Source organism: Nonomuraea sp. NPDC050451 (assembly GCF_044458585.1).
The window spans coordinates 1-15,483 of sequence record NZ_JBITHZ010000045.1 but is presented as its reverse complement, the minus strand read 5'-3'; the positions used below and the strand labels follow the sequence as shown (position 1 = coordinate 15,483).

The window sequence follows — 15,483 nt, the reverse complement described above, 5'->3', positions numbered from 1 at the left end:
CTGCGACACCCCGTCATTCGTCCCGTTGGAGGTTGGGCATGGTCGGCAACTGGCCGCGATCGGTGATCGTGGTGGGCGCGGGCATCGTGGGCCTGTCGACCGCGTGGTTCCTGCAGGAGCGCGGCGTCCAGGTCGACGTGGTGGACCGCGGGGGAGTGGCGGCCGGCGCGTCCTGGGGCAACGCCGGATGGATCGCGCCGGGCCTGGCCATCCCGCTGAACGAGCCCGCCGTCCTGCGCTACGGCCTGCTCTCGCTGCTCAACCCGGCCGCGCCGCTGCACGTGCCGGCGAGCCTCGACCCGGGCCTGTGGAGGTTCCTGGCCCGCTTCGCCGCCAACAGCCACTGGCGGTCCTGGACCCGCGCCGCGCGCGCCAACGTGCCGCTCAACGACGAATGCGTCGAGGCCTACGAGGTGCTCGCCGCCGACGGCGTGTCCGCCCCGGTCGTCGCGGCGCCGATCACGGCCGCGTTCCGCACGCCGCACCAGGCCCAGGGGCTGCTGCGCGAGCTGCGCAGGCTCCAGGCGGTCGGGCAGCGGGTCGACCACACCGTGCTGGACGGCGACCGGCTCACCGAGCACGTCCCGCTCGCCGGCGACGCACTGAGGGCAGGGGTGCGGATCGACGGCCAGCGCTACGTCGACCCGGGCGCCTTCGTGCACGCCCTGGGCAAGGCCGTCATGCGACGCGGCGCGACCGTGTACGCCGTCGAGGTCGACGAGGTGCGTACCGATGACAGGAAGGTGATCGTCCGCTCGGCCAAGGGCACCGTCCTGTCCGCCGACGCGGTGGTGCTCGCCACCGGCGCGTGGCTGCCCCGGCTGGCCCGGCAGTGGGGCGTGCGCGTCCCGGTGCGCGCCGGCCGCGGCTACTCCTTCACCGTGCCGGTCGACCATCCCGTCCCCGGCCCCGTCTACCTGCCCGGCGTACGTGTGGCGTGCACGCCGTACCAGGGCAGGCTGCGGGTGGCGGGCACCATGGAGTTCCGGGATCCGGACGCCCCGCAGGTGCCCGCCCGGCTGGAGGCCATCATCGCCTCCGCCCGTCCGCTGCTGCGGGGTGTGCACTGGGAGGAGCGGACCGACGTCTGGGTGGGGCCCCGCCCCGTCACCCCGGACGGACGGCCGCTCATCGGCGCGACGGTGGCTCCCACCGTCTACGTGGCGGGCGGGCACGGCATGTGGGGCCTGGCCCACGGCCCGATCACGGGACGGCTGCTGGCCGAACAGATCACCACCGGCAAGCAACCCGCTGCCCTGGCCGACTTCGACCCCCTCCGCTGAGGCCGATCCGGCCGCGCCCGGTGATAATCGATGGCGAGCGTCATCTCCTTTCGAGATGACCGTCCGTGGCCGGGGAGGGCGATGTGGAGCTGCGTCAGATGGAGGTGGCCGTCGCGGTCGCCGAAGAGGGCGGGTTCACGGCGGCGGCCCAGCGTCTGCACGTCGTCCAGTCGGCCGTCTCGAGCACGGTACGCGCGCTGGAGCGCGACCTGGGGACTCCGCTGTTCGACCGCACCACCCACCGGGTGGCCCTGACCGCGGCCGGTGAGGCTTTCATCCCGGCCGCGCGGGCGGCGCTGCGGGCCGCCGAGCAGGCGCGTACGGTGGTCGACGGCGTACGGGGACAGCTGCGAGGGCGGGTGACCGTCGGCACGATGCAGGGGGTCTGGGCCGACCTGCATCGCGCGCTGGCCAGGTTGCGCGAGGAGCATCCCGGCGTCGTGGTGCGGCTGCGGCAGGCCGCGGTCGTCGACATCCGGCAGGCGCTGCGCGAGGGCGCCGTGGACCTCGCGGTGGTCGCGCTGGACCGCCAGCAGCAGCGGGGCCTGGTGACCCGGCTGCTGTCGCGGGAGGAGATGGTGCTGGTGAGTGCGGCCGGACGCGAACTGGCCGGGGACGGGCCGGTGACGCTCGCCGACGCGGCCCGCCTGCCCTTGGTGGATTTCGCGCCCGGCTGGGCGATCCGGCACTCGGTCGACCAGGCGTTCCGCGCGGCCCTGGTCGAGCGCGCCACCACGTTCGAGGTGAACGACATCGTGGCGGCGTCCGAGCTCGTCCGCCACGACCTGGGCGTGTGCATCATGCCGGAGTCGATCGCGGCGAGGTTCCCGGACCTGACCGTCCACCGCTTCGCCCAGCACGCGCCGAGGTGGAAGGTCATGGTGGTCCGGCCCCGCGGAGAGGCGCCGCCGGCGGTCGCGGCGCTGCTCCGGCACATCACCTGATCCCCGCCGCCTGCGGGTACGTCAGGCCGAGGTGGCCCGGACCGCCTCGCGGATCAGGTCGGCCACGTCCTTGGGACGGGACACCGCGACGGCGTGCGAGGCGCCCTCGACCTCGACGGCGATCGCGCCCGCCCGCTTGGCGCCGAACCGCTGGACCTCGGGGTTGATCGCCTGGTCGGCGGTGGCGACGAGGGCCCAGGAGGGCTTCGTCCGCCAGGCCGCCGTGGCCGCGGTCTCGGTGAACGCCCCCGCGGCCAGCGGTCGCTGCGCCACCGCGAGAACCTTGGTGACCTCGGTGGGGACGTCCGCGGCGAAGATCTCCGGGAACGCCTCGGGAGCGATCGTGACCTCGACCGCAGGCTCGGCGCCCTCGACCGGGTAGGCCGACTGACGCAGGTTGGCGCCCAGCGGCGACTCCGGGAAACGCCCCTGCAGCTCGCCGAGGCTCTCGTCGTCCTCGAGCACGTACGCCGCGACGTAGACGAGGCCGACGACGTTGGCCGTCGCGCCGGCCACGGTGATGATCGCGCCGCCGTAGGAGTGGCCGACCAGCACGACGGGGCCGTCGATCTGGGCGGCCACGGAGGCGATGTACGCCGCGTCGGAGGCCAGGCCGCGCAGCGGGTTGGGCGGGGCCACCACGGGAATGCCGTGCGCCTGCAGTTCGGCGATGACACCGGTCCAGCTGGCGGCGTCGGCGAACGCGCCATGCACGAGAACGACCGTGGGGGTGGTGCTTTCCGTCATGGGGAGGTCTCCTTGATCAGGGGTACGCTGTCGGGGGCGCTCACGCGCGCAGGGCGTCGCGGAGGAACTCGCCGCCCTGCTGGGTGGCCGCCTTCGCGGCGTACGTGTCGCGCATCGCGTTGACCATGACGAAGTCGTGGATGATCCCCTGGTAGCGCACGGCCGTGGTCGGCACGCCGGCGGCGCGCAGCTTGGCGGCGTACGCCTCACCCTCGTCGCGGAGCACGTCGGCCTCGGCCACGATGACCAGCGCCGGCGGCAGCCCGGCGAGCTCGTCCAGGCTCGCGCGCAGCGGCGAGGCGGTGATCTCCGCTCGCTGGGCGGGGTCGGTCGTGTACTGGTCCCAGAACCACTTCATGCCGTCGCGGCTGAGGAAGTAGCCGGTGGCGAACTGCTCGTAGGAGCCGGTGTCGAAGTTGGCGTCGGTGACCGGGTAGAACAGCAGCTGCGCGGCCAGCTTCGGCCCGTTGCGCCGCTTGGCCAGGATGGTGGTCGCCGCGGTCATGTTGCCGCCGACCGAGTCGCCGGCCACCGCGATGCGGGCCGGGTCGAGGTCATGCTCGGCCCCGTGCTCGGAGATCCACTGCAGCGCGGCGTAGACCTCCTCGATCGCGGTGGGGTACTTCGCCTCGGGGGAGAGGCTGTAGTTCACGAAGACCGTCGCGGCCTGGGCCCGTACGGTGAGCTCCCGGACGAGCCGGTCATGGGTGTGGGCGTTGCCGAACACCCAGCCGGCGCCGTGGATGTACAGGACCACGGGCAGGGTGCCCTGGGCGCCGGCCGGCCGGAAGATCCGGATGGAGACCTCGCCCGACGGGCCGCCGGGGATGGTGAGGTCCTCGATGTCGGCGTCCGGCACGGGGACGTCGCCGTCCTGGACGGAGTCGACGGCCTTGCGTCCCTCGACCGGGCCGAGGTCGTAGAGGAACGGCGGGTTCTTGGTCGCCTCGGTGAACGCCTGTGCGGCCTCTTCGAGAACGGGCTTGATATCGGACATACAGGTCAGCATCGCAATCCGGCCGCCTGGACGCATCAGTAAGTTGACTGAGGTCAGCGCCGGGCTGCCAGGGCGTCCTTGAGGAACAGGCCGCCCTGCCGGACGGCGGCCAGCGCCGGCGGGCTGTCCCGCAACGGGTTGAGCGACGCGAAGTCGTGGACGGTTCCCAGGTACCGGACCGAGGTGACGGGCACGCCCGCCTCCAGCAGCCGGCGCGCGTACTGCTCGCCCTCGTCCCGGACGACGTCGGCCTCCGCGGAGACGATCAGAGCGGGCGGCAGCCCCGCGAGGTCCGCCGTGGTCGCCCGTGCCGGCGCGGCGGTGGGTTCGTGCTCGTCGTCGGTGTACTGCTGCCAGTACCATTCCAGCGCCGCTCTGGTCAGGAGGTAGCCGGAGGCGAACTGCCGCTGCGAGGCGGTGTCGCAGCGCGGGTCGGTCATCGGGTAGTACAGCAGCTGGGCCCGGATGCGCGGCCCGCCGCGCCGCTTGGCCATCATGGTGAGCGCCGTGGCCATGGTGGCGCCCGCGCAGTCGCCGGCGACCGCCAGTCTCCGGCCGTCCAGCTCCAGGTCGGCGGCGTGCTCGGCCACCCAGGTCAGCACCGCGTACGACTCCTCGACGGCGACCGGGTAGCGTGCCTCGGGCGTCCGCGTGTACTCGGGGACCACGAACGCGGCGTCGCTGGCGGCGGCGAGCTCGCAGATCATCCGGGCGTGGGTCCGGGCGTCGCCCAGCATCCAGCGGCCCCCGTGGACGTAGACGACCACCGGGAGGGGGCCGGTCGGCCGGGCCGGCCGGAACACCCAGAAGCCCGCGAGCCCGGACGGCCCCACCGGCGCCACCTGGAACCCGGCCTCCACGTCGAAGTCGTCGCGCTGGTGATCCTGGGTCTCCAGCAGCGCCTGCCGGCCGTCGACCGGGCCGAGCTGATGCAGGTACGGCGGTGCCGCCGAGGCGTCGACGAGCCTCTGGACCAGGGGATCGAGGACGACGGCCGGCCCCTCGCAGGCGCCGCTGTCCGTGGCGGGGTCAGTTCCCACGTCCCTCACCTTTCGCTCGCCGAGTGTGCCGATCGTATGCGCCGGTGGTCACAGGTCGTCGAAGAGGTCGCGGAGCTGGTGACGGCTGCTGACGCCCAGTTTCGGATAGACGTTGTAGAGGTGGGAGCCGACCGTGCGGGGAGACAACATGAGTTGCTCGGCGATCTCCCGGTTGCGCAGTCCCCGCGCCGCCAGCCGTACGATCTGGCGCTGCTGGGCGGTCAGCTCCGCCAGCGGGTCAGCCTGGGCGGGCGCGGCGGCGACGCCGCTGGCCCGCAGCTCTGCGCGCGCCTCGTCAGCCAGGCCGCAGGCGCCGAGCCGGGTGAACGACTCCAGCGCCGTGGCCAGGAGCGGGCGGGCGTCCAGGGGCCGCCGTTTCCTGCGCAGCCACTGCGCGTAGTGGAGCCGGGCCTGCGCCCGGGCCAGCGGCCACTGTTCCCCCGCCGGGTTCACCGTGGCGAGCCGGAAGTGGTGCTCGGCGTCCTTGGGGTCACCGGTCAGCGCGGCGGCGTGGTGCACGAGCAGCGTCATCCGGGTCGTCGGGCGTTCGCCGAGCGCGGCGCGCACCGCCGCGACGACGCGCGCCCCCTCCTCCTGCCGGCCCGTCCGCTGGGCGGCCGCGGTCAGGTCGACGACCGACCGGGGTGACAGGAAATAGTGCAGGGGTACGCCATCCTCGCCGAACAGCAGCCGGAAGTGGCGGAACGCTGCGTCGAAGTCGCCCGCCGCCGCGGCGCCCGTGCCGGCGGCGCGCAGCAGGCGGGCATGGGTGGCACGGTTCTCCTCCAGGCCCACGGCCGTCCAGGCGAGGTCGGCCGGCATGTCGTCGGGCTGCCCGCGCAGGGCTCGCAGGGTCATCCGCAGCGCCTCGACGTCGATCTCCAGATGCCTCAGCTTCTGAACGGCCGCCAGCGTCGCGGTCTCCTCCAGATGCTCCTCGGCCTCCGCCCACCGTCCGGTGTCGATCAGCGCCGAGCCCATCGCCGCGAGCGTGGGCGCGGCGTTGCCCATGGAGCCGTACGCGGTGAGCAGGGCGTAGGCCTGCCGGAATGACTCCACGCACAGTTCGGACTCGTCGGCGTACCAGGCGATCGCGCCGGCCGCGTGCAGGCGGGTCATGTCCGCGACGCCGGTCGGTGGCTCCGGCGTGCTGGTGCGGCGGCGGATCCGCCGCAGCAGCTCGGGAGCCCGGACGGGGTCGGCACCGGCCAGGGCCACGGCCCGGACCGCCTCGAAGGCGTCGCTCGTCGTCAGCTCGGAGTAGGGCGTGTCGCGGCTCCCGGCCTCGAGCCCGTCGAGCAGGGCCGCGATCGGCCGCCTCACCTCGGGCAGGCCGGACTGGAAGGCGACCGCCTGCAGCACGGCGGCCAGGGCGAGCACCGTCATGCCGTCCTTGGGCGGATCCGGCTCCAGCGCGCTCATCAGCACCTGAAACCCCTGCCGCTGGTGGCCGGACAGCGACAGGGCGATGCCGGCGCCGCAGGCCGCGACACCCAGCAGGTCTCGGTCTCCGGTCAGCGCGGTGACCTTGTCGTACAGCTCGCGTACCCACGAGGGGTCGCCGGCGTTCTGGGCGGCTCGCAGCGCCTTGGCGTACCGCCGCGCCCGGTCCGCGGCGCCCGGGCTGCACTCGGCGGCCCGCTCCAGCGCCCGTGCCGCCGCGAAGAAGCCGCCACGCCGTTCGGCGAGCTCCGCGGTGTCCTCCAGCGCCGCCGCGACGGACTCGTCCTGCCGCAGGCACGCGGCGGCCAGGTGCCAGGCCCGGCGCGCGGGATCGGCGTCGAGGACGGCCGCGAGGTCGGTGTGCACCTGCCGGCGCAGGTGCGCCGGGGCTCCGTCATACGAGGCCGTACGCACGAGCGGATGCCGGAAGGCGACCCGGGCGCCCGCGATGGTGATGAGACCGGCGTCCTCCGCGGGCGCCCACACCCCGAGATCCGATCCGGCGCCGGCCGCGGCCATGATGGTCTCCAGGTCCTCGTGGTCCGAGGAGGCGGCCGCGTAGAGGACCAGCCGCCGGGTACCGGCCGGCAGGGCGCGCAGCTGGGCGGCGAACATCTCCTGGATGCGCAGGGTCTGCGGCAGCCCGCCGCCGGGCACCGCCTGCCCTGCTCGTACGGCTCGGGACAGTTCGATGATGGCCAGGGGGTTTCCGGCGGCCTGCTCGAGCAGGCCGATCCGGGCCCGGCCGGTGGGCGGCTCCGGCTGGGCGTCCAGCAGGTGCGCGGCCGCCCGGCGGCTCAGTGGCGCCAGGGACAGCACGGGCAGGTCCGGATTGAGGCCGTCCGGAGGTGTGTGGCCCCGTGCCGCGAGCAGCACCGTCACGGCGTGGGTCGCCAGGCGGCGCATCACGAAACCGAGGACGTCGCGCGAGTCGCGGTCGAAGTGCTGCACATCGTCGGCGATCAGCAGGACGGGCCGGCTCCGGGAGGCGCCGGCCAGGAGGTTCAGCACTCCGAGGCGCAGCGGCATCGGGTCGTGCTGCCGGGTGGCGGCGACGATCCCGAACGCCGCTTTCAGCGCCTCCTGCTGGTGTTCGGGAAGATCGCCCGTCTCGGGCAGCAGCGGAACGAGCAACTGGTGCAGGGCGGCGAACGACTGCTCCACCTCGGCCTCACAGCCGCGCGAGGTCAGCACCAGGCTTCCGATCCCTCGCGCGTGGTCGGCCGCGGCCGCCAGCAGCGCCGTCTTCCCCGTGCCGGCCTCCCCGAGCAGCAGCATCGTCCGCGGCTCGCTCCGGCCTCCGTCGATCGCGTCCAGGATGTGGGCGATCTCGGCCCGCCGGCCTACCAGCGCCGCGGGGGGGCCGGGCGGGTGCGGGATCCCGCGTCCCTCGCTCGCGCCGTCGATGCGCACCCCCGGCCAGGAAGAACCCCGACCGGTGGCGACCATCGGCTCATCCATGGTGTGTCCCCCGTCGTACCGATGCCTGCCGCGCCTCTCAACCGGCTGTCCAAGCAGGCGACCTTATTCTGCCAGTTACTGATGCTTTGGGTGATTTTCGTGTCGGACGTGATCGTTCATCCGGGGACGCGGCCCGCCTCGCCCGGTCACGACGCGGTGCGGGCACTGGCGCGGCCTTCGGTGGCCCAGTAGAGCAGGGCGAGGACGGGCAGCGCGGCGCCCAGGACGGTGACGCCGGTCCAGCCGTAGGCGTGGTAGATGATCGAGCCGGCTTGGGAGCCGAAGGCGCCTCCGGCGAAGAACGTGGCGATGTAGACGCTGTTGAGCCGTGCCCGTGCGCCGGCGTCCAGCCGGTAGATGGTGTGCTGGCCGAGGATGAGCGTGGTCTGCACGGCCATGTCGAGCAGGATGGCGGCGACGGCCAGCAGGAGGATGTTGTGCCGGCCGAGTCCGGCGAGCCCGGACGCCAGTGCGGCGGCGGCGATCGCCACGGCGGTCATCGGGCGCACCAGCCCGCGATCGGCCCAGTGTCCCGCGAACGGGGCCACGGCCGCTCCGGCCGCTCCGACCAGGGCGAACATGCCCACGCCGAAGCCCGAGTAGTGGAAGCCGGGGCCGGTCAGCACGAACGAGACCGTGGTCCAGAAGGCGCTGAACGCGCCGAACATCGCCGCCTGGTACACGCCGCGCCGCACCAGCGCCGGGTGGGTACGCACCAGCAGCACCATGGAGTGCAGCAGCCGGGCGTACGACGCGTTCGTGCTGGGGGCGTGGCGGGGGAGGGCCGAGCGCAGCGCCAGCGCCAGCACGGCCATCAGGACGGCCGAGCCCAGGAACACGACGCGCCAGCCGGCCGCCTGGGAGACCAGGCTGCTCAGGGTGCGCGACAGCAGGATGCCGGTGAGCAGGCCGCTCATCACCCGTCCGACGACGCGCCCGCGGGCGTGGTCGGGGGCGAGGCTCGCGGCGAAGGGGACGAGGATCTGGGCGACGACCGAGGTTCCTCCGGCGATCAGTGAGGCGGCCAGCAGGATCGGGAAGCTGGTAGCGGTTCCCGCCACCAGCAGCGCCAGTGTGGTGACGGACAGCAGGATCGTGACCAGCCGCCGCTTCTCGACGCGGTCGCCCAGCGGGACGAGGAACAGCATGCCCGCCACGTAGCCGATCTGGGTGGCGGTGATCAGCCCGCCGGCGGCGGCCGTGCTGATCGTGAAGAACGCGCTCAGCGCGGACAGCAGTGGCTGTGCGTAGTACAGGTTGGCGACGGTCATTCCGGTGGCGACGGCCAGGAGCGCGACGAGCCATCCTGACGGCGCGGCCGCCGGCGACGCGATCCGTTGGCCGGTCTGGGGTTGGACGGAAGCGGTCACAGGAACCTCTCAGGGATGAAAGCGGTTCATCGAGGGCTTCGGGATCCCTCGTGTCGCCTCCAACAGCCGGCCTGCGCGCACGCTTCCTCTCTCAAAGCGATAATCAGCGATGACTGTCATCTCCAAGAGAGATGAGCGTGGCGCAGGGCGCAGGGTGGCTCCCCGGCTGACGACCTGGCCGCGTCGTCGCCTGTGATCCACCCAGATGCGGCGCCGAGGGCGACGTGGGCGCGCCGCCCGGTGCGGAACATCGGTCCCCCAGTGTCACCCCGTGACCGTTGCCGGGGTGTCACCCTGGGGGGTTTGACCTTGACCTTGGGTCAGGGTGCACGCTGATCGGGTGACCGACTTAAGCTCCACCTGGACCGGCATGGTGCCGGTCGACGACACCGCGCTGGCCGTGACCGACACCGGCGGGCCCGGCCGTTGCCTGGTCTACCTCAATGGCCAGTTCGCCACCCAGTCGTACTGGCGGCGCGTCATCGCCGAACTCGGCGGCGACTACCGGCACATCACCTACGACATGCGGGCCCGCGGCCGATCGAGGCGTTCGGCGGACTATTCGTTCCAGGCGAACGTCCGTGACGTCGACGCCGTCCTCGCGGCGAGGGGCGTGGACCGGCCGCTGCTGGTCGGCTGGTCCTACGGCGCGCCGGTCGCGCTGCACTGGGCCGGCCGGAATCCGGACCGCGTCCTGGGGGTGGTGTCCGTGGACGGCGCGTATCCGCACGGCTGGACCGACACCGTCACCCCGGAACGGATCCGGGGGCTGTTCCGCCGGTGGGGCTGGCTGTTTCCGGTGCTGCGTCCCCTGCACTTGTGCGCGAAGATGTCCGTCGAGGAGCACGCCGAGAGCAACATCGAACTCATCGAGATCTGCGCCGCCCTCGGCCCGGTCCTCGACGGTGTGACCTTCCCCGTCCGGTACGTGGTCGCCACGGGCGCCAACCTCGGAGGCAGCCGGGAGGAGATGGAACAGATGCGCGCCACCCTCGACCCGGTGCTCGCCCGCAACCCGAACATCAAGGTGAGCGCGAAGGTCGCCGGCAACCACGGCAACATGCTGCGCAAGGACTTCCGCGCCGTCGCCGACGCGGCTCGCGAACTCGCCGGCACCCCACGATCACGAGGCCCGCTGAGCAGATGACGGACGGCATCACGATCGGCCAGGCGGCGGCCTTCGCCGGCGTCACGGTGAAGACCGTGCGGCACTACCACAAGCACGGCCTGATCGACGAACCCCGCCGCGACAGCTCCGGCTACCGGCGCTACGGATCGGCCGACCTGCTGCGGCTGGTCCAGATCCGCACGCTGGCCGCCGCCGGCGTACCGCTGGCCGAAATCGGGGCGATACTCGACGCCGATCCTGACCGGTTCGCCGCCGCGCTCGTCGACGTCGAACGGCGCCTCAACGATCGGATCGACGATCTGATCGCGCGACGTGACATGCTGCACCGGCTCGCCACCGGCGACCGGGCACTGCTGCCCTACCACCTTCTCGCGAAGCTGGACAAGGCGGCCGCCGTTTTCGGCTTCACCCCGGACGACGTGACGATGGCCCGTGAGGGCCTGGTGCTGATCAGGGCCCTGGTGCCTGAGGGCTTCGACGACTATGTCTCCCGGGTCGAGCGCGCCCTCGACGACCCTCATTACGTCTCCCTGATCAAGCGCATGTGGCGTGCCGCCGAGTGGGAGCCGGACGACCCCCGGGTTGACGAACTCGCCACAGCCCTGGCCGACTACTATCTCGCCCACCCCTCCCTGCTGCCCGTCCCGGCCGGACTCCAGGCCCGCACCGACGGCGCGATCCGGTACAGCCTGCTCAGCCACCACGGAGAAGAGCAGAAGCCGGCCTGGGCTCGGCTGAATGTGTTGGTCGAGGCAAGGATGCGCTCGGCCGGCATCGACCTCGCGTCCCAGACTCCGACTGGCTGAACCCTGGGGCCTCGTCTTCATGGCCATGCCCTCGCGGGTGCGCTGGTGCCAGGCGGAGCGCTCGCTCGCGCGGCGCCCGGCGCTTCACCGAACAGGCGAGCGCGGTGAAGGCGCCCACGCTGGTCATCGAGGGCAGCCACGAGCCGGTCAAGCCGGGTCACGGCGCGATCATCGCCGAGCGGATCCCGGGGGCGCGGTTGATGATCGTCGTGCGCACGCTGCCGCCGGAGGTGCACGAGGACCCGGGCCACCGCTATCCTCGCGCACACTGTCGAGTGACGCGTATGACCCGAGTGCTTGCCGGGGTTCAAAATCGAGACGGAACGTGTCGTCTCGTCTGACTGTTATGCTGAGCCGCATGTCCAAGCAACCCGACCCCGCCCGCCGCAGCGAGCGCTCCCGGCAGGCCGTCCTCGAGGCGGCCCGCGAGCTGGTCTCCGAAATGGGATACGCCAAGGTCTCGATCGAGGCCATCGCCGCCCGCGCGGGCGTCGGCAAGCAGACGATCTACCGCTGGTGGCGTTCCAAAGGGGCGGTGATCTTCGACGCCTTCCTCGCCCTCAGCCAGGTCGGCGACAGCATCGCGCTGCCCGACACGGGCGACATCGAGGCCGATCTCAAGCTGGTGATGCGGGCGACGGTGGCCGAGTTCGCCGACCCGGGGTTCGAGGCGCCGATCAGGGCGCTCAACACGGAGATCATCAACGACCCCGACCTCGCCGCGCAGTACCGCGAGAAGCTGGCGGGGCCGGTCGACGAGGCCAAGAAGGCCCGGCTGCGCAGCGCGCAGCGCGCCGGTCAGGTCGCCGACGACGCCGATCTCGACCTGGCCCTGGAGCTTCTGTACGCCCCCTTGTTCCAGCGCTGGCTGCACCGCTCGGGCCCGCTCACGCCCGAGTACGCCGACGCCCTCGTCGACCTCACCCTCAAGGCCCTGCGCCCCGACTGACCTCGACTCCGCCCGAGCCTGCGCCAGTACGCGCGCGGTGCAGGCCCGGGCGCCCCGGGGTGATCTCGTCGGTTGCGTGGCTGCGCCCAATGTCCGGCCGCGGCGTTCGGGGCTGCCGCGTCGGTGAGTAACTGTACCTTCTGGATGGTACAGTTACGGGTATGCGACCGAGCCAGAGGACCCGGATCCTGGACGCCGCCATCCGTGTGACGGAGCGCGACGGCATCACCGCCCTGACCCTGGAGTCGGCGGCCGAGGAGGCCGGCGTGACCAAGGGCGGGCTCATGTACCACTTCCGCACGCGCGACGAGCTGCTGGTGGCGATCCAGAGGCATCTGACCGACGCGTGGGAGGCCCAGCTCGTCGCCGAGCTGGGCAAGCCGCTGGCGGAGGCGTCGCCGCAGGAGGCCGTCGAGGCCTACGTACGGGTGGGCACGCACGGTTCGGCGAGCAAGGCGGACCTCGCGTTCATGGTCGAGTCGGTCACCACGCCTGAGCTGGCCGAGGTGTGGGACGACCTCATCGGCCGCTGGACCCCGCCACCCACCTCGACCGACCCCCGCGACATCGACCTGCTCCTGGCCCAGCTGGCCGTCGACGGGCTGTGGATGTGGCGGGCCACGAGCACGACCCCCCTGCCCGAGCCGGTCAGGAAGGCTCTCCACGACCGCCTGCTCAAGCTGGTGGCGGCGGAGGACGCCGACGCCGGCTGAAGCGGGAGCCCGAGCAGGCGTCCTCCACCCCCCGTACGTGCCCAGCCACCCCGACGACCGGCATCGCCCAGGTCGCCGGGGCCGGCCGCGTGACCCTGCGCCTCCACCCCCGTCGCCCCTTTTCTTCGGAGGACCCTCATGACGAACACCGTGACCGAGCTGAACCCCAAACGCTGGGCGGCGCTGGCCGTCCTGTCGGCCAGCCTGTTGCTGATCACGATGGACATGACCATCCTCAACGTGGCACTCCCGCAGATCTCGGCCGACCTGCGACCGGGCGCGGTCGAACTGCTGTGGATGATCGACATCTACTCCCTGGTCGTGGCGGGCCTGCTGGTGGCCGTCAGCGCGCTGGGCGACCGCTGGGGGCGCAAGCGCATGCTCATCTCCGGCTTCGCCCTCTTCGGCCTGGCCTCCGTCGCCGTGCTGTGGGCCGACAGCCCGGCCGAGGTGATCGCCGTACGGGCGCTGCTCGGCGTCGGCGGTGCGACGATCATGCCGTCGACCCTGTCGATGATCCGCAACCTGTTCACCGACGCCCGCGAGCGGGCCACCGCGCTTGGCGTCTGGGCGGCGATGGCGGCGGTGGGCGGGGCGCTCGGCCCGATCGTTGGCGGGCTGCTGCTGGAGGCCTTCAGCTGGCACGCCGCGTTCCTGGTGAACGTACCGATCATGGCCGTCGCCGTCGTCACCGGGCTGCTCCTGCTGCCCGAGTCGCGCAACCCCTGCCCGGGCCGCTGGGACGCCCTGGGCACGGTGCTGTCGATGGTCGGCATGATCGCCCTGGTCTACGCCATCAAGCACGTGGCCACCGAGGGCCTGGACGCCTGGACCGCCGTCGCGGCCGTCCTGGCCGCGATCACTCTGACCTGGTTCGTACGGCGGTGCCTGCGCCGCTCCGACCCCCTCCTGGAGATCCGGCTGTTCCGCGGCGGCGCCTTCACCTCCGGCACCCTGGCCGCCTTCACCACCTCGATCGCCATGGCGGGCATGATGCTGCTCATGGTCCAGTGGGCCCAACTGGTCCAGGGCTACTCGCCGCTGCAGACGGGCCTGGCCATGCTGCCCATGGCGGTCGGCTCCGCGGTCCTCTCGCCGCTGGCACCGGCCCTGGCCGCCCGGATCGGCGCGCGTACGGTGCTGGCCGGCGGGCTGGTGATCGGCGCGCTCGGCTTCGTGGTGCTCTGGATCGCCCCGACGACCTACCTGTGGGTGGCCGTGTCGATCCTGCTGATCGGAGCGGGCATGGGCTCGCTGGCCATCGCCTCCGCCGTGATCATGTCAGGCGCCCCGGCGGACAAGGCGGGCAGCGCGGCCGCCATCGAGGAGACCTCGTACGAGATCGGCGGCACCTTCGGCGTCGCGGTGCTGGGCAGCCTGGCCGCCGCCCTCTACCGGGCCGAGCTGCCCGAGGGCGCCACCGACGCGGTCCGCGAGTCGCTCGGCGGCGCGCTGGCGGCCGCCCGCGCGCTCGGCTCCTCCGACCTGGCCGCCCAGGCCATGCTCGCCTTCACCGAATCGCTGCGGACGACCAGCCTGTACGGCGGCGTCCTCATGCTGCTGGCGGCCGTGGCCGTCTGGTGGCGCACCCCCGCCCGGCTGGATCTGGCCTCGGCGCAGCACTGAGCGCCCCTACCCGCGGGGCCCTTCGGGCGGCGCGGCAGGCAGGACGACGGACAGGGCGCGGCGCAGGATGGCCGCGAACGAGTCGGTGTTGCCGGGCTCCAGCCAGCGCCGCCCCGCCACCCGGATGGCGCCCGCCACCGCGGCGGCCACGACGGCGGGAAACAGGTCACGCCCGGGGTCGGTGCCGGTACGCGTCGCGATCGCCTCGGCGAGCGGCCCTTCCGCCATGGTGAACGTCTTCAGCGCCTCGCCCTCCAGCGCCGGTGTCGACATGATCATGCGCAGCCCGGCCCGGTCGGGCTCGGGATCGGTGTAGAGCTCGACCACGGCCGCGATGACGGCCTGGTCCAGCGGCTCTCCGGCGGGCCGGGCCCGCAGCGCCTGCCCCGCGCGCCTCGCCTGGTCGGCGTGGAAGGCGCAGATCGCCTCCTCCCTGCTGGAGAAGTAGTTGTTGTACGTGCGGGGGGAGACGCCCGCGGCCGTGGCGATGTCATGGACGCGGACGAGGGCCAGCCCGTGGGGCCCCTGCTCGATGGCCAGGCGCAGGGCGGCATGGCTGATCGCCTCCCGGGTGGCCTGCTTGTTGCGGGCCCGGAGGTCCACGGCGTCGTCGTTCATGGCATGACTCTATCCGATATTGCGTGGCGCGCACTATGTGCGTGGCACGCAAGTTGTGGGTAGAGTGCGGGGCACGCCTGGCACTCATCCCTGGAGAGTGCCAACCGCCGGGACGGCGAGGTCCGCGTGCCTGCGGGCCGTCCGTCGCGGGCGCCGTCCCGGCAATCCCCCATCGTGAGCAGGAGAGAACATGGCTTCGAAGATGATTTCGTTCGACGAGGACGCCCGGCGCGGTCTCGAGCGCGGCATGAACCAGCTCGCTGACGCCGTCAAGGTGACCTTGGGCCCCAAGGGCCGCAACGTCGTGCTGGAGAAGAAGTGGGGCGCCCCCACGATCACCAACGACGGTGTCTCCAT

General features: G+C 72.6%; 14 protein-coding genes and 1 pseudogene. 9 read left to right on the top strand and 6 right to left on the bottom strand.

The annotated features are described in order from the left end of the window. Window positions 1–38: 38 nt before the first annotated feature. On the top strand, window positions 39–1,283 hold the full coding sequence (locus ACIBI9_RS58810) for an NAD(P)/FAD-dependent oxidoreductase (protein WP_397236356.1): 1,245 nt from the start codon (window positions 39–41) through the stop codon (window positions 1,281–1,283). Between the two features lie 83 nt (window positions 1,284–1,366). Further along, complete coding sequence (locus ACIBI9_RS58805) at window positions 1,367–2,227, top strand: LysR family transcriptional regulator (RefSeq protein ID WP_397236354.1); 861 nt, start codon at window positions 1,367–1,369, stop codon at window positions 2,225–2,227. A 21-nt stretch (window positions 2,228–2,248) separates the two neighbouring features. Here the strand turns inward: ACIBI9_RS58805 and ACIBI9_RS58800 are convergent, their stop codons facing one another. From ACIBI9_RS58800 to ACIBI9_RS58780, 5 genes are all read right to left on the bottom strand, one after another. After that, window positions 2,249–2,974, bottom strand: coding sequence for an alpha/beta fold hydrolase (locus ACIBI9_RS58800; RefSeq protein ID WP_397236352.1), 726 nt, complete (start codon window positions 2,972–2,974; stop codon window positions 2,249–2,251). A 40-nt stretch (window positions 2,975–3,014) separates the two neighbouring features. Next, on the bottom strand, window positions 3,015–3,971 hold the full coding sequence (locus tag ACIBI9_RS58795; RefSeq protein WP_397236350.1) for an alpha/beta hydrolase: 957 nt from the start codon (window positions 3,969–3,971) through the stop codon (window positions 3,015–3,017). 53 nt (window positions 3,972–4,024) lie between these two features. Then, a complete protein-coding gene (locus ACIBI9_RS58790; protein ID WP_397236348.1) occupies window positions 4,025–5,011 on the bottom strand; it encodes an alpha/beta hydrolase in 987 nt (328 codons plus the stop codon). Between the two features lie 48 nt (window positions 5,012–5,059). After that, window positions 5,060–7,915 carry an AAA family ATPase gene (locus ACIBI9_RS58785; protein ID WP_397236346.1) on the bottom strand — a complete coding sequence of 952 codons (2,856 nt, stop codon included), beginning with the start codon at window positions 7,913–7,915 and terminating at the stop codon, window positions 5,060–5,062. 146 nt (window positions 7,916–8,061) lie between these two features. Continuing rightward, complete coding sequence (locus ACIBI9_RS58780; protein WP_397236344.1) at window positions 8,062–9,285, bottom strand: MFS transporter; 1,224 nt, start codon at window positions 9,283–9,285, stop codon at window positions 8,062–8,064. Between the two features lie 340 nt (window positions 9,286–9,625). Here ACIBI9_RS58780 and ACIBI9_RS58775 point away from each other — a divergent pair, with 340 nt between their 5' ends. The 6 genes from ACIBI9_RS58775 to ACIBI9_RS58750 all read left to right on the top strand — a co-directional run bounded on the left by ACIBI9_RS58775 (window position 9,626) and on the right by ACIBI9_RS58750 (window position 14,508). After that, the gene (locus tag ACIBI9_RS58775) at window positions 9,626–10,432 is read left to right on the top strand and encodes an alpha/beta fold hydrolase (RefSeq protein WP_397236342.1); all 807 of its coding nucleotides are present in this window, start codon (window positions 9,626–9,628) and stop codon (window positions 10,430–10,432) included. Beyond that, window positions 10,429–11,220, top strand: coding sequence for a MerR family transcriptional regulator (locus tag ACIBI9_RS58770; RefSeq protein WP_397236340.1), 792 nt, complete (start codon window positions 10,429–10,431; stop codon window positions 11,218–11,220). Before ACIBI9_RS58775 ends, ACIBI9_RS58770 begins: the two co-directional genes overlap by 4 nt. A gap of 104 nt (window positions 11,221–11,324) precedes the next feature. Further along, entirely contained in the window at window positions 11,325–11,561 is a 237-nt protein-coding gene (locus tag ACIBI9_RS58765; RefSeq protein WP_397236338.1) for a hypothetical protein, read from the top strand. A 17-nt stretch (window positions 11,562–11,578) separates the two neighbouring features. Further along, on the top strand, window positions 11,579–12,169 hold the full coding sequence (locus tag ACIBI9_RS58760) for a TetR/AcrR family transcriptional regulator (protein WP_397236336.1): 591 nt from the start codon (window positions 11,579–11,581) through the stop codon (window positions 12,167–12,169). Between the two features lie 161 nt (window positions 12,170–12,330). Beyond that, window positions 12,331–12,882 (top strand): TetR/AcrR family transcriptional regulator, encoded by a 552-nt coding sequence (locus ACIBI9_RS58755; protein WP_397236334.1) that lies wholly within the window; start codon window positions 12,331–12,333, stop codon window positions 12,880–12,882. 138 nt (window positions 12,883–13,020) lie between these two features. Then, window positions 13,021–14,508 carry an MFS transporter gene (locus ACIBI9_RS58750; protein ID WP_397236332.1) on the top strand — a complete coding sequence of 496 codons (1,488 nt, stop codon included), beginning with the start codon at window positions 13,021–13,023 and terminating at the stop codon, window positions 14,506–14,508. Window positions 14,509–14,514: 6 nt separating this feature from the next. Here ACIBI9_RS58750 and ACIBI9_RS58745 read toward each other — a convergent pair whose 3' ends face one another. Continuing rightward, complete coding sequence (locus tag ACIBI9_RS58745; protein ID WP_397236330.1) at window positions 14,515–15,126, bottom strand: TetR/AcrR family transcriptional regulator; 612 nt, start codon at window positions 15,124–15,126, stop codon at window positions 14,515–14,517. Between the two features lie 190 nt (window positions 15,127–15,316). On the opposite strand from ACIBI9_RS58745, the pseudogene groEL reads away from it, so the two are divergent. Continuing rightward, window positions 15,317–15,483, top strand: a pseudogene (gene groEL, locus ACIBI9_RS58740) (chaperonin GroEL); the annotation flags it as partial.